We start from the raw sequence: 13043 nt of genomic DNA, 5'->3' as shown, positions 1-13043 counted from the left end.
CGCTCATGAATTGATCTTCCCCCACACGAGCTCCGTGATGGCGCTACCGGCACGATGTGCCTTGCTTTCGAACTTGGTCACCGGGCGTTCGAAGCCCATCGGCGCGTCGCGGCCGACTCGCTGCGGATCGCCGCCGGTGGCCTCGTTCAGGCCGATGAACAGGGGCTCCGCCGCGCCGACCGCCGCGATGTGCTCGGCGTAGTCGGCATGGTCGGTGGCGACGTGCAACACGCCGCCGGGGATCAGCCGGCTGGCGATCAGGGCCATGGTGGGTGCTTGCAGCAGGCGCCGCTTGTGGTGCCGGGCCTTCGGCCAGGGGTCCGGGAAGAAGACTCGGACGCCGGTCAGCGAATTCTCGGCAATCATATTTTCCAGCACATCCACCGCATCACCGCGCAGCAGCCGGATATTGCCGATCTCCTCGCGCTCGATGCGCTGCACCAGCTGGGCCAGGCCCGGCTGATAGACCTCGATCCCGATCAGATCGAACTGCGGCTCGTCCTGGGCCATCGCGGCCGTCGCGGTGCCGGTGCCGCAGCCGATCTCGACGATCAGCGGGGCCGGGCGGCCGAACCAGGCGGCGGCGTCGAGCTTGTCGTCGGAGACCTCGCGGCCGATGCGCGGCCAGGTCCGATCCCAGGACTGCTGCTGGTTCGGGGTGAGCGCGCCCCGGCGCGATCGGAAACTGGTGACCCGGGGATACAGACGGGAGCCCGTGCGCTGCTCCGGACCCGGTACGGACACCGGCGACCGCCGTCCGGGAACAGACTGCGTGGTTGGGTGTACGGCGTCGTTCACGGGGTCCATTGTCCATATTCGATGATCAGACCGAGTAACCGACCGGTCGTGCCGATCGGATACCGGGTTCACGCCGCCAGGGTGGGAGCGGACGGCACCTCGGGTTCGGACTCCTGCCGCAGCGGTTGTCCGAGCACGATGCGGGCCGCCGTACCCGCCATGTCGAGCAGCCCGCGCCAGCGCGCCGGGGCGGCGGCGACCGACCAGACCGTCCGGGTCTCGTCCGCCGGCGCCGGCAGCCCGGCGATCCGATCCGCCAGCCAGTCCAGCGCCAGCGGGGTGGCCAGCGGTAGCAGGGAGAAATGCTCGCTGAGCCGATCCCGGATGTACGTCACGGAGGCGCCGCCGCGGCGATAACGCGCCACCTGGTCGTCCACCCCCTCGGCGTGGATGACCTGGTCGTGCACCGGCTGCACCACCAGCAGCGGGCAGGCCGGCGTCGAGTCGCCCAGGCGCAGGTCGTCGAGCATCGCCTGCATGCCGGGTTCGGCGAGTACCTCGGCCAGCGGGCGTTGCAGATGTTCGTCGATGCTGTGGAAGGCCATGCGTACCAGCACCGCCATCGGCGCCGAGCGGGCGATCATCGCCAGCCGGCTGCGCCCGCCGTCGGTCAGGTCCGCGTCCATCACCCGGGCCAGCGCCGGATACGACCGGGTCAGCGCGGCGATGACCAGCGCCGGAAACCCGGAGTAACAGCCACCGTTCAACCGGGCGAACACCCGGCCCGGATCGCCCACCGGGGCGCCGAGCACCGCGCCCGCCAGCCGGATCTCCGGGGCGTAGGTCGGCGCCATCTCGACCAGCCACGAACTGGCCATCCCGCCACCGGAATAGCCCCAGGCCGCGACCGGGGTATCGGACCGCAGTCCCAGCGGCGTGAAATGCAGTGCGGCACGGACGCCGTCGAGGGCCCGATAGCCGGGTTCGCGCGGCGCCCCGAAATTCCCGTGCGAGCCACCGTGATCGGCGATGCTGACGGCCCAGCCGCGGCGCAGTGCGCTGGCCACCATCAGCCATTCCAGCTGGGTGATGGAACCGGGCGCCCAGGCGCCGCGGCGCAGCGCGTACGACGGCGCGCACCGATCGGTGACGGAGTCGATCGCGGACTGGAAGGCCAGCAGCGGCCGGTCGGCCGTCGCCGGGGTGTCGTCGTCGCTGGTCGGCAGCAGCACGGTGGTGACCACCGCCTCCGGCCGGCCGTGCAGGTCGGTGCTGCGATACAGCAGCTGCCAGGCCGAAACCTGCTGCGGGACGAGGCCGAACAGCGCGATCTCGATCGGCCGGCTGCGCAGGATGGTGCCGGGGGCGTATCCCTCCAGTCCGGAGGGCGGGTAGTAGAACGGATCCTCCGACGGTGGCCGGGGCGGATCGGTGCTCGGTGCGAGTAGCATGCTTGCGGCACTCATACGGCCGATGACGTCGACGTTGACGGTCATCGCTTCCTCCTTCGTTCTCCCGGGCGGTGCCGGGCGGGCCGTGGCAGGCCCGCCGATGGCGCCCTCCGAGACAATCGAAAGCGATCCGTCCCCACCGGCCAGCGGCGATGCTGTCCATTCGCACCAGGATAGGGTCCTGGACGACTGTCCGGAAAGGGTGCGGGCGCCGGGCTGTGGTGCAACACAGCACCAGCCCGGTTCCTGTGCCCGATTCTCCGATGCTCGTTCCATTCGGTCGACCTGCACGATCGATAATCGCCGCGGCTGTGACACGGTTAACACGCCTCGTCGACGCCCCTGGAATTGTGATCGATCGCACACGCTAGCTGGACATATAGCTCGCGCGCAGGAGCCACCGAACCCCTGTGGACACCTGTGCAGAACCGAGCGATCCCCGATTTCCGGCGACCGGCTGTGTGTGGGAGGGGGAGGCCGGTCGCTCGGCCGCGCACTGGGGACGCACCCGGAGTCGAATGGCTCCCGGCGGCGGTGGCTTCTGCGAGAATTCCCGCGGGAAGGGGGTGTACCAGTGCCGATCGATCCCGAGGGACCGGCCCCGAACGCCGCGGCCGCACCGGAACTCGACCGTCTGGTGGCGAGCCTGCACGGCGTGGCGGACCCGTCGATCCACGCGGCGACGGCGGCCGCGGCCGAGAGTTGGCGTCGCCCACTGCGAATCCGGATCACCGGCCGGGCGCGGGCCGGGAAGTCCACGCTGACGCGCGGACTGGCCTTGATCTCCGCACTCGAGACCGCGCCGGTGGACGAGCCCGGCACGCCCGATCCCGACCTCGGCGACGACCTCGTCGTCTACGTCCTCGCCGGTGCGCCGCAACCGGCCGACCGCCGGATACTCGGCGAGCTGCCACCGGAACGGGTGCTGGCGGTGCTGAACAAGGCGGATGCGATCGGCGCCCGCTGGTCGGATGCCGTCGCCGCGGCCGAGCAGTACGGCCGCGAACTCGGTATTCCGGTTCTGCCGGTGGTGGCCGAACTCGCCGCGCACACCCGCGCGGGCCTCCTGTCCGACGACGATCTGCGCACCCTGCGGCGGCACCGCGATCGGGCCGGCACCGCCTTCACCCTTTCCCCGGAGCTGTTCACCGCCGCTACGGCCGGTGCCGACACCGCGGATCGGCAGGCCGTACTGGACCGCTGGGGTCTGTACGGCGTGGCCGTCACCCTGATCGCGCTGCGCCACGACCCGGCCACCGAACCCCGAGTGCTGCTGCAACTGCTGCACGCCGCCTCCGGCATCGACGCCGTCCACCTGCACCTGCACCGCCGCTACGAGCGGCTCGCGGATCGCCGCGGCGGCGACCTGCTGGACGAGCTGACCCGCCTGGCCGCGCGCGCCGTCCCTCCCGACCACCGCTCCCGCGACCTGATCGAGGACTATCTGGTCGGCCCCGAAGCCCGATGGCTCGGCCTGCGCGCCGGCCAGGCCCACCCGGACGTGGCGCACCTTGCCGCCGGCTACCCGGCCACCGGACCCGCCGATCCGGACGACGCCCTGGCCCGCGCGCGACGCTGGCGCGCGGTCGCGAGCGGCGACCTGCCCGCCCCGGCCCGCCGCGCGGCCCTGCGCGTGCACCACGCGTACATCCAACTCTGGGAGCAACTGAGCCGTGCGGGCCTCTGAACCGAGCCCCGATCCGGCGGTCCGCCCGGAGCACGGCGCACGGGACCGGAGTCCTGACGACTCGTACGACAGCGCCGCGCCGCGGGCTACCACGGACGTGCACGGGCAGGCCGCGGTGATCGCGCGCTGGAACCCGCAGGGCGCCGCGCTGCTGCGGGCCACCGGCGGCGGTGGCCCGGCGGCTGCCCAGTTGATCGCGGCCGACGATCCGAACACCCTGTTGCTGCGCACCGAACTGGCCCGGCTGGAGCCTCGGGTGGAGCTCGGCGATCCGGTCGCCGATCCCGACCCGGAGACGGCCGCACCCGTGGCGGTGCTGGTGCTCGATGCCGGTACGCCGCTCGGCGCGGGCACACTCGCGGTCGCCGAACGCCTGCACACAACCGGCGTCCGGCTGCTGTTCGCGCTGAACGGGACCCATGCGCATCCGGAGTGGCGTGTGGTCGCCGATCGCGATCGCGACCTGCTCACCCCGGTCCTCGGCGGGCCGCCGGAACTGCTGCCGGTGTCGCCGCGGCTCGCGGTGGCCGCACGGGCCGGTGCGGACGCCGCCCTGCTGGACCGGTCGGGGCTGGTCGCGTTGCACACCTGGTTGGTCACCGCGACCGGCGCGGCCGGTTCCGGCGACGTCGTGCGCGCGCAGGTCGTGGCCGACACCCGGCAGCGCATCCTCGATCAGATGGCCGTGCTGACCGCCGGAGCGCAGGAGGCCCGGCTGCGCGCGGAACGGGCCGCGCTGACGGCAACCCGCGACGGCGGCCGCGCACAGGTCATGGCCACCCTGCGCAACCGGCTGCAACTGGCCCGGGTCGACCTCCTGCACGAGGTCGGAGCCCGGATGCGGACGGTGCACGCCACCGCGCGCACGGACCTCGACCGGCTCGGCCGCGACGCGCTGCCCGGCACTCCGGCGCGGGTGCAGCACGCGGTGGACGGGCTCACCGTGGAACTGGACATGGTGGTGGCCCGGCGACTGACCGAACTGCACCGGCAACTGACGGCGACCGGATTCACTTCCGGCCCGGCCGCGGGGCCGGGAGCGCCGGTGCCCGGCCGCGGCTCCGGCCCACCCCCGCCGGTCGGCCCGGATCCCGAGCCGCGGCATCGCGGTGTCGAGGATCACCTGGTCGTCGCGCTCGGCGCCTCGGCGGGATTCGGGCTGGGCCGGCTGGTGGTAGCGCCATTGACACTGCTGCCCGCCCTCGACTACGCCTCGGTGCCCGCGACCCTGCTGCTGGGTGGCGGGGTGGCCTTCTGGGTGGTGCGCGCCCGCGGACTGCTCGCCGACCGGGCGCATCTGCGCCAGTGGATTGCCGACGCCCTGGTGAACGTGCGTGCGCAGCTGGAGCAGCGGGTGGCGACGGCGCTGGTGGAGGCCGAGTCGGCGCTCACCGAGCAGGTGGTGCGGGCCGGCACCGCGCGGGCGGTCGAGGCGGAGCGGCGGGCCGCGGAGATCGCGGCGCATTTGCGACGCCTCGCGGTCGAGCAACCCGCCCGGCTGGCGGCGTGTGAGCGGGATCTCGCCGTCCTGATGTAACACATCCACCGGGATCGATGGAGCAGGTCTCGACCGAATACCGAGTGAGATACCCCATGCCGGATCAGGGGTCACATGGCGTTAACCTTCTTATAAAGGAACCTGGGTGTCCGTTTCGTACCCGTATGCTGCCCGAGCCAGGGTGAGCTGCCGGATCGGCGAACGGCCGTCCATCGCCAACGGTGGCAGCCCGGTGTCGCGAGCCGCCGGGTGCCGCCCTCCCTTCTCAGGAGAGTTTCATGACCTCAGCGACCATTTCAGGTCTTCAGGGATCCGATGGGACCGCGCCCACCGAGCACGCAGGGCTGCTCGCATGGGTGCAGGAGGTCGCAGAACTCACCCAGCCGGCCCGAGTGGTCTGGGCCGACGGCTCCGACGAGGAGTGGGAGCGGCTGACCGCCCAGCTCGTCGAGGCCGGCACCTTCCAGCGGCTCAACGAGTCCAAGAAGCCCAACTCGTTCCTGGCGCTCTCCGATCCGTCCGACGTCGCCCGCGTCGAGTCGCGCACCTACATCTGCTCCCGTGAGCAGGTCGACGCCGGCCCGACCAACAACTGGGTCGACCCCGCCGAGATGCGCGCCACCATGACCGAGCTGTACCGCGGCTCGATGAAGGGCCGCACGATGTATGTGGTGCCCTTCTGTATGGGCCCGCTCGGCGCCGAGGATCCGAAGCTGGGCGTGGAGCTCACCGATTCGGAGTACGTCGTGGTCTCCATGCGCGTGATGACCCGGATGGGCAACGCCGCGCTGGACAAGCTGGGCAAGGACAAGCCGTTCGTGAAGGCGCTGCATTCCGTCGGCGCGCCGTTACAGCAGGGCCAGACCGATGTGCCGTGGCCGTGCAACGACACCAAATACATCACCCACTTCCCGGAGGACCGGGAGATCTGGAGCTACGGCTCCGGCTACGGCGGCAACGCGCTGCTGGGCAAGAAGTGCTACTCGCTGCGCATCGCGTCGGCCATGGCCCACGACGAGGGCTGGCTGGCCGAGCACATGCTGATCCTCAAGCTGATCTCGCCCGAGGGCAAGAACCACTACATCGCCGCCGCCTTCCCGAGCGCCTGCGGCAAGACCAACCTCGCGATGATCCAGCCCACCGTGCCGGGCTGGCGCGCCGAGACCCTGGGCGACGACATCGCCTGGATGCGTTTCGGCAAGGACGGCCGCCTGTACGCGGTGAATCCGGAATTCGGTTTCTTCGGCGTCGCGCCGGGCACCAACCACAAGTCGAATCCGAACGCGATGGCGACGGTCGAGGCCGGCAACACGGTCTACACCAATGTCGCCAAGACCGACGACGGCGACGTGTGGTGGGAGGGCCTGGAGAACGAGCCCGATCACCTGATCGACTGGAAGGGCAACGACTGGTTCCTCCGCGAGACGGAGACGCTGGCCGCCCACCCGAACTCGCGCTACTGCACCCCGATGTCGCAGTGCCCGACGCTGGCCCCCGAATGGGACGACCCGCAGGGCGTGCCGATCTCGGCGATCCTCTTCGGTGGTCGCCGCAAGACCACGGTGCCGCTGGTGACCGAGTCCTTCGACTGGCAGCACGGCGTGTTCATGGGTGCCACGCTGTCCTCGGAGCAGACCGCAGCCGCCGAGGGCAAGGTCGGCTCGGTGCGCCGCGACCCGATGGCGATGCTGCCCTTCCTGGGCTACCACGTCGGTGACTACCTGGGCCACTGGATCAACCTCGGCAAGAACGCCGATGCGCAGCAACTGCCCAAGATCTTCTACGTGAACTGGTTCCGTCGCGGCGCCGACGGCCGTTTCCTGTGGCCCGGCTTCGGTGAGAACTCGCGCGTGCTGGAGTGGATCATCGGCCGCATCGAGGGGCAGGCGGAGGCCGTCGGCACCCCGATCGGCAACGTGCCCACCGCATCCGCCCTCGACCTGGCGGGGCTGGACGTTGCGATCGCCGATGTCGACGAGGCGCTCCAGGTCGACGTCGAGGAGTGGCGCAAGGAGATCCCGCTCATCGAGGAGTGGTTCGAATTCATCGGCGACAAGCTGCCCTCCGGTGTGCGTGACGAATTCGAGGCGCTGAAGCAGCGGCTCGGGTAAGCATCCGGCTTTTCGTAAATGCCCGTATCGGACATCGTTCCGGTGCGGGCATTTTCATTTGCCGGTCGGTTTGTTTCGCACCGAATGTCCGGCTCATTTCGGCGAGTTCCGTGTGTGATGCCCCACGATGCGCGATGTTTGCCGGACGGTGCTTTATTCTGGGTGTGTTCTACCGTCTCATGACGCCACAGTTCGATTGAAAGCAATTAGCTGATCGACAGAACCGAGAGCCTCGCCGCCGTTCGCGGTCTCCGTCTCGCCGCGACCGGCCGGGCCCGACGTGTGAGAGGTGGGTGTGGCATGACCGACGTGACGTACGGCGCGCGAACGGCCGCCGCGGTGGCCGATTTCGAGCCCCCGGTGGCGAGTACGCCGCTGCACCGGGCCGCTGGTCGGTTGCAGGCCGTACTACCCCCGGGCTGGCGGGTCGATGTGGTGGACATCGCGAAACGCCACGACGACGGACCGCAGCCGATTCTGCGCGTGCGGATGCCGGACAACCGGCCCGTCGCTTCCTGACGCCGGTTCGAATGCCGGCTTGATTCGGACAGCTCCGATTGCGAAATCCAACCTGCCGGTTCGCTTTTCGGCAAACGCACTATTGCGTTTCATCGAGAAGCGGAGCATGCTGGTAGCAACCTTCAGCTCCTCGTTATTTCAAATGCAATTGCAGGGGAGGCGGCAGTCGTCATGGCGGTGCAAGTGGTCGATCGATCGTTGATGACCAGTGATCAAACCCCACATCAGGCCAGGTGCGTGGGCGGTGGCGGTTGGGTGGTGTCGTATCTTCCCGGCCGCACGCTGACCCTCGAACAGGCCACTGCGGCCCTGCAAGCGGCCGAAGCGGTGTCGGCGGTGCGTGTTTTGGCCGATCGGGTGGGGCTCACTCCGCTCGAAACCATCGGCCTGGCTATGCAGGAGCCACCTTGGAACGAGCCGGCTCGGCTGGGTGGGCAGCGGTTCTGGCGGCGCGGCCGGCTGGAGCGCTGACCGGATGGTCGCGGCAGCGGGGAAGCCGCCGCGACTACCCGGTGGGATGTCGCTTCGCGACGACCACCACCAGATTGCTCACCACCAGCTCGCGCACACCGGGAATGCGCACCAGCCACCAGGCCCAGCGCGGGTGATACCGCGGGAACACCGCCAGCACCCGGCCCCGCGGCCGCACCCGACGCGCCCAGCCCAGCCCGTCCACGGCCCGCACCGGAAACAACGAGGCGCCGAAGCGGTTCTTGGGTTCCCGGCCGTGCCGGCGGCGATACCGGCGCGCGGCGTATTCGCCGCCCAGGTAGTGCCACGGCCCGGTCTCGTGCCCGCCGAACGGCCCCAGCCACACGGTGTACGAGAAGATCACCAGCCCACCGGGTTTGGTGACCCGCAACATCTCCTCGGCCATCAGCCACGGATCCGGCACGTGCTCGGCGACATTCGACGAGAGGCACACGTCCACCGCGTCGTCGCGGAACGGCAGCGCCATTCCGGAGCCGCGCACCGCACCCGTCACGATCCGCCCGGCGGCATGCATTTCGGCCGGATCCGGTTCCACCGGGAGATAGCGCGCGCCGCGCGCGGTGAATTCCGCGGCGAAATAGCCCGGCCCGCCGCCGACGTCGAGCACCGTGACGCCGGTCAGGTCGCGGCCGGTGCGATCCCGATGGAAATCGGCGACCAGATCCGCGGTGTCCGCGGCGATACCGCCGTAGAACCGGTCGGGATCGGTCTGCTCGAAACGGAAACTGCCCAGCAGGCGCAGCGATCGGGCCAAGGTGGCCCGGCGCGCGAAACTGGGCACGGGTGGTGTGGCGGCGGCTCGAAGCATGGCGAACCAGTTTCGCACAGCCGTACCGGGTTCGATCGCCACCGCGTCGGCGTCCCCGCGCCGTGGCGTATCGGAATGGTCCGGCCGTGGCGTATCGAATGGTCCGGTGGCGTACCGGGGGTCCGGCCGTGGCCCGGACCGTGGGGGACACACGAGGTGGGGGTGGCCGGATCGCGAGGGTCGGCGGATAGGGTTTACTTCGCTGTCGTCCGCCGTCCGTCCGAACGCCATCGGGAGATGCTTGCCGTGCGTGAAGTACTACTACTGTGCTGGCGCGATTCCGGGCATCCCCAGGGCGGCGGTAGTGAACGGTATCTGGAACGGGTGGGGGAGCAACTGGCCGAGCGCGGGGTGCGGGTGACCCTGCGGACCGCGCGATATCCGGGGGCGGCGAAGCGGGAGCGCGCCGGTGGTCTGGAGATCAGCCGGGCCGGTGGCCGATTCACCGTTTATCCCAGGGCGCTGGCGGCGATCATGGCCGGCCGGTTCGGACTCGGCCCGCTGCGCGGGCTGCGGCCGGACGCGGTGATCGACACCCAGAACGGTATCCCGTTCTTCGCCCGGATCGCCGGCGCCGCACCCGTGGTGGTGCTGGTGCATCACGGACATCGGGAACAGTGGCCGGTCGCGGGCAGGTTGGTGGGCCGGATCGGCTGGTGGATCGAATCACGGCTGTCGCCGCGGGTGCACCGGCACAGCCAATATCTGACGGTGTCGCTGCCGTCCGCGGAGGAACTGGCCCTGCTCGGCGTCGACCGGTCCCGAATCGCGGTGGTGCGCAACGGTATCGATCCGGTCCCCGGGCGGACGCCGATCGGCGGGCCGGCCGTCCGCGCGGCAGCGCCCCGGCTGGTGGTGCTGTCCCGGCTGGTGCCGCACAAGCAGATCGAGGACGCCTTCGCGGTGACCGCCGCGCTGCGCGCGCACATTCCAGAACTGCACCTGGATGTCATCGGCGGCGGCTGGTGGGCGGACAACCTGAGAAACCATGCGCGGCAGCTCGGCATCGCCGAGGCCGTCACCTTCCACGGCCATGTCGACGAGGCCCGCAAGCACGAACTGCTGGCACGGGCCTGGGTACACCTCCTGCCGTCCCGCAAGGAGGGCTGGGGCCTGGCCGTGGTCGAGGCCGCCCAGCACGGCGTCGCCACCGTCGGCTACCGCCACTCCCGCGGCCTGACCGATTCCGTCGTGGACGGCGTCACCGGCGTGCTGGTCGATGATGTCGCCGGTCTGACCGCGGCCGTCGGCGAACTGCTCACCGATCACGGTGCCCGCGCGGTCATGGGCGAGAAGGCCCGCGCCCGCGCACAGGAATTCTCCTGGGAACAAACCGGATACGGCGTGCATCGAGTCCTCACCGCCGCGATGCGCGGGGAGTACGTCACCGGCCTGGTCACCGGCCGCACCGACGCCTCCTGATCACCGCCTGCGGCAGTGGGTTCGGTGCCGGCGTCTCCCGGTCCCGGTGGTGGCGACAGGTTGTGATCGCTCACTGTAGCAGTGATCGTAGTGCCGTCCACCGGCGGCTGGTCGCGGCGATGTTTCCCACCGTCGGCCGTGGCATCTCCTGTGTAGTGGTGCCGCCCGATGCCGGTCGTGGTGGCCGTTTCCGGCTGCCGCAGTGTCTCCCGGCCGGTGCGGTCAAGCGCGCCGCGATCGGATCGCCGCCACGACCGCCGCCGCCGCGCCGCCGAGCAGCAGCAATACCCAGATCAGATGGGCCGCGACCGTGCCGATGCGGGCCGCCGCGGTCGGTGTCGCCGCTTCGGTGATCGGTCCCGGCACTCGATACAGCGCGAGATCGTCGTCGGTGTAGACCGAATCCAGTTGTGCGAGCGTGGTGGCGGACTCACCGAGCGGTCCCGGTGAGGTGCGCTCGACCAGTACCCAGCCCACCCCCCGATCCGCCAGTCGTGTGGCCGGATCGCCGCGCAGCAGTGACTGTTCGACGGCGCGGGCCCGGCTGCCCTCGCCGGCGACCACTCGCCCGCGCACCGGAAGTTCGCCGGTCTGGAGCACATCGCGGGGGAGCAGCCGGGGAGCCGGATCCAGCACCGCCACCTCGCCGCTGAACGGGAATTTCCGGAACATCCCGCCCGGCAGCACCGCGACATCGCCGGGGCTCTCGATGTGCGCGGCGACGTGCGCCCAGCCCGGCGGGTACCGTACCGGCCGCAGTTCGCCGCCCGCACCCCAGGCCAGATCCGGCAGCGTGGCCAGCAGCAGGAACACGAAAAGTGTTGCTGCCAAGGGTGTTCCGAGCAGACCGTCACCGGGCTCGGGATCCGGGGCCGGCTGCGACGACGGCAACTCGTTGGCGCCACGCGCAGCGGCGCCGCCGAGCGCCGCGAGCAGTCGGCAGCCGCTGGCGGCACACAGCGCGTAGGCGGGCATCGCCAGCGCCACGTACTTCTGGGTATCCCGCAGCAGTCCCGTGCCTGGCACGTGTTCGACCAGGAATTCTCCGGCCGTGATCCCCCATCCGGTCGCCCCCAGCGCGGGCAGCACCACCGCCACCGCCGCCAGGATCAGCAGGGTCCGCCGGTCCCGCACCGTGTCCCGGTCGCCGCCGGTCGCGACCCGCCACACCCCCGCTCCCACCATCGCCAGCAGTACGACAGTGGCTACCAGCGCGAAAAGCGTTGTGCGCGAGCCGGGTACCGCCGCGGAGTTCCAGATGCCACCGAGTCCGGCCAGGCTCCCCAGCGTCCCCAGCCTCGGTTCGGCGCGGGCGGCGAAGGCCGCGACGCCCGCCGGATCGGAGGTGTCGGACCCGGTCCCGGCCAGCACGGTCGCCGCCAGCCACGGGAGTGCGGCGACACACCACAGCACCAGCACTCCCACCGCGCGCCGGCCTGCCGTGGCCAGCGCCACCACGCCCGCCAGCAACGCCCCCGTCGGAGTCAGCCCCGCCGCCGCGAAACACCCGCCCAGCAGCGCCCGATCGTGCCAGGTCCGGCCCGTACCGGGAGCGGCCCGCCGAATCCGGCGCGCCGCCAGGACCGTCCACGGCAGTGCGGCGTATCCGGTCAACAGGCTCCAATGCCCTTGCAGCAGGCGTTCCGCCACATAGGGATTCCACAGCGCGACCGTCGCCGCCACCAGCTGCGGACCGAGCGTGGCTCCCAGCAGCTCTCGCGCCAGCGCCGCCGCACCCCAGCCCGCCGCCCACAACGCCACCACCAGGATCACCTTCACCGCGACCCCGCCGTCGACCGCCGTCGACACCACGGCCAGCAGCGCATCCTGCGGCACCGCTCGTGGCGCCGCATCGCCCAGCCCCAGCGCGACATCGGTGAGATACGACCGCGGCGAACTCACCGCATCGCGGAACAGCAGATATCCCCGCCCCAGCAGCGGACCGACGACGACCAGCGCCACCGCCAGGCTGTAGAGGGCGGGAACCGGCCGCTGCCACAGCGTTTCTCGCCTTCGTCCGCCGACAGTCACGATCTGCCACCCTACGGGTGCACCGTCCCGGTTCCGGGATCCGCGCGGGATTCGGTGCGAGCTTGTCCACACGTCGACTCTGTACCTGTGCACAATCCGGGCCGGGCCCTACTGCCGGTGCGCCACCGGACCGCCGCGCGTACAGGATCGCAGCCCGATACCTGTGGAATCTGTCCCCGCCGACCTGCGCGGATTCGAGTCGGGACAGCGGCGCTTCTCCTTATATATAGGGACCACGCGACGACGCCGGTAGGCCGGGACACTGTCCGGGTGGCTGTGGCCGCGG

Annotated in this window: 10 protein-coding genes; 6 read left to right on the top strand and 4 right to left on the bottom strand. The window is 70.7% G+C overall.

What is annotated here, in order from left to right; all coding sequences use genetic code 11:
* Nucleotides 1–3 precede the first annotated feature (3 nt).
* Both trmB and LBW94_RS28580 read right to left on the bottom strand, forming a co-directional pair.
* Nucleotides 4–807 (bottom strand): tRNA (guanosine(46)-N7)-methyltransferase TrmB, encoded by an 804-nt coding sequence (gene trmB / locus LBW94_RS28585; protein WP_225059930.1) that lies wholly within the window; start codon nt 805–807, stop codon nt 4–6.
* A 59-nt stretch (nt 808–866) separates the two neighbouring features.
* The gene (locus LBW94_RS28580) at nt 867–2234 is read right to left on the bottom strand and encodes a lipase family protein (protein ID WP_225059929.1); all 1368 of its coding nucleotides are present in this window, start codon (nt 2232–2234) and stop codon (nt 867–869) included.
* A gap of 529 nt (nt 2235–2763) precedes the next feature.
* On the opposite strand from LBW94_RS28580, the gene LBW94_RS28575 reads away from it, so the two are divergent.
* The 5 genes from LBW94_RS28575 (at nt 2764) to LBW94_RS28555 (ending at nt 8475) form a co-directional block, all read left to right on the top strand.
* A complete protein-coding gene (locus tag LBW94_RS28575; RefSeq protein ID WP_225059928.1) occupies nt 2764–3876 on the top strand; it encodes a hypothetical protein in 1113 nt (370 codons plus the stop codon).
* Nucleotides 3863–5413, top strand: a complete 1551-nt coding sequence (locus tag LBW94_RS28570; RefSeq protein ID WP_225059927.1) for a hypothetical protein — start codon at nt 3863–3865, stop codon at nt 5411–5413. The genes LBW94_RS28575 and LBW94_RS28570 overlap by 14 nt, the downstream gene beginning before the upstream one ends.
* A 239-nt stretch (nt 5414–5652) precedes the next feature.
* The gene (locus LBW94_RS28565) at nt 5653–7485 is read left to right on the top strand and encodes a phosphoenolpyruvate carboxykinase (GTP) (protein WP_225059926.1); all 1833 of its coding nucleotides are present in this window, start codon (nt 5653–5655) and stop codon (nt 7483–7485) included.
* Nucleotides 7486–7785: 300 nt separating this feature from the next.
* Nucleotides 7786–8004, top strand: coding sequence for a hypothetical protein (locus tag LBW94_RS28560; RefSeq protein WP_225059925.1), 219 nt, complete (start codon nt 7786–7788; stop codon nt 8002–8004).
* Between the two features lie 171 nt (nt 8005–8175).
* Nucleotides 8176–8475: a hypothetical protein gene (locus tag LBW94_RS28555; RefSeq protein WP_225059924.1), complete on the top strand. Its 300-nt coding sequence runs from the start codon at nt 8176–8178 to the stop codon at nt 8473–8475.
* A gap of 34 nt (nt 8476–8509) precedes the next feature.
* Here LBW94_RS28555 and LBW94_RS28550 read toward each other — a convergent pair whose 3' ends face one another.
* Nucleotides 8510–9304 carry a class I SAM-dependent methyltransferase gene (locus tag LBW94_RS28550; RefSeq protein ID WP_225059923.1) on the bottom strand — a complete coding sequence of 265 codons (795 nt, stop codon included), beginning with the start codon at nt 9302–9304 and terminating at the stop codon, nt 8510–8512.
* 246 nt (nt 9305–9550) lie between these two features.
* Here LBW94_RS28550 and LBW94_RS28545 point away from each other — a divergent pair, with 246 nt between their 5' ends.
* The gene (locus LBW94_RS28545; protein WP_225059922.1) at nt 9551–10726 is read left to right on the top strand and encodes a glycosyltransferase family 4 protein; all 1176 of its coding nucleotides are present in this window, start codon (nt 9551–9553) and stop codon (nt 10724–10726) included.
* Between the two features lie 222 nt (nt 10727–10948).
* Here the strand turns inward: LBW94_RS28545 and LBW94_RS28540 are convergent, their stop codons facing one another.
* On the bottom strand, nt 10949–12757 hold the full coding sequence (locus LBW94_RS28540) for a hypothetical protein (RefSeq protein WP_225059921.1): 1809 nt from the start codon (nt 12755–12757) through the stop codon (nt 10949–10951).
* Nucleotides 12758–13043: the final 286 nt, after the last annotated feature.

Source organism: Nocardia sp. alder85J (assembly GCF_020176955.2).
Lineage (GTDB): Bacteria > Actinomycetota > Actinomycetes > Mycobacteriales > Mycobacteriaceae > Nocardia.
This window is presented reverse-complemented; position numbering and strand designations above follow the sequence as displayed.

What these genes read in the sequence shown, in the direction of transcription:
- trmB (WP_225059930.1), bottom strand. Translation starts at nt 807, where the DNA reads ATGGACCCCGTGAACGACGCCGTACACCCAACCACGCAGTCTGTTCCC.
- LBW94_RS28580 (WP_225059929.1), bottom strand. Translation starts at nt 2,234, where the DNA reads ATGACCGTCAACGTCGACGTCATCGGCCGTATGAGTGCCGCAAGCATG.
- LBW94_RS28565 (WP_225059926.1), top strand. Translation starts at nt 5,653, where the DNA reads ATGACCTCAGCGACCATTTCAGGTCTTCAGGGATCCGATGGGACCGCG.
- LBW94_RS28560 (WP_225059925.1), top strand. Translation starts at nt 7,786, where the DNA reads ATGACCGACGTGACGTACGGCGCGCGAACGGCCGCCGCGGTGGCCGAT.
- LBW94_RS28555 (WP_225059924.1), top strand. Translation starts at nt 8,176, where the DNA reads ATGGCGGTGCAAGTGGTCGATCGATCGTTGATGACCAGTGATCAAACC.
- LBW94_RS28550 (WP_225059923.1), bottom strand. Translation starts at nt 9,304, where the DNA reads ATGCTTCGAGCCGCCGCCACACCACCCGTGCCCAGTTTCGCGCGCCGG.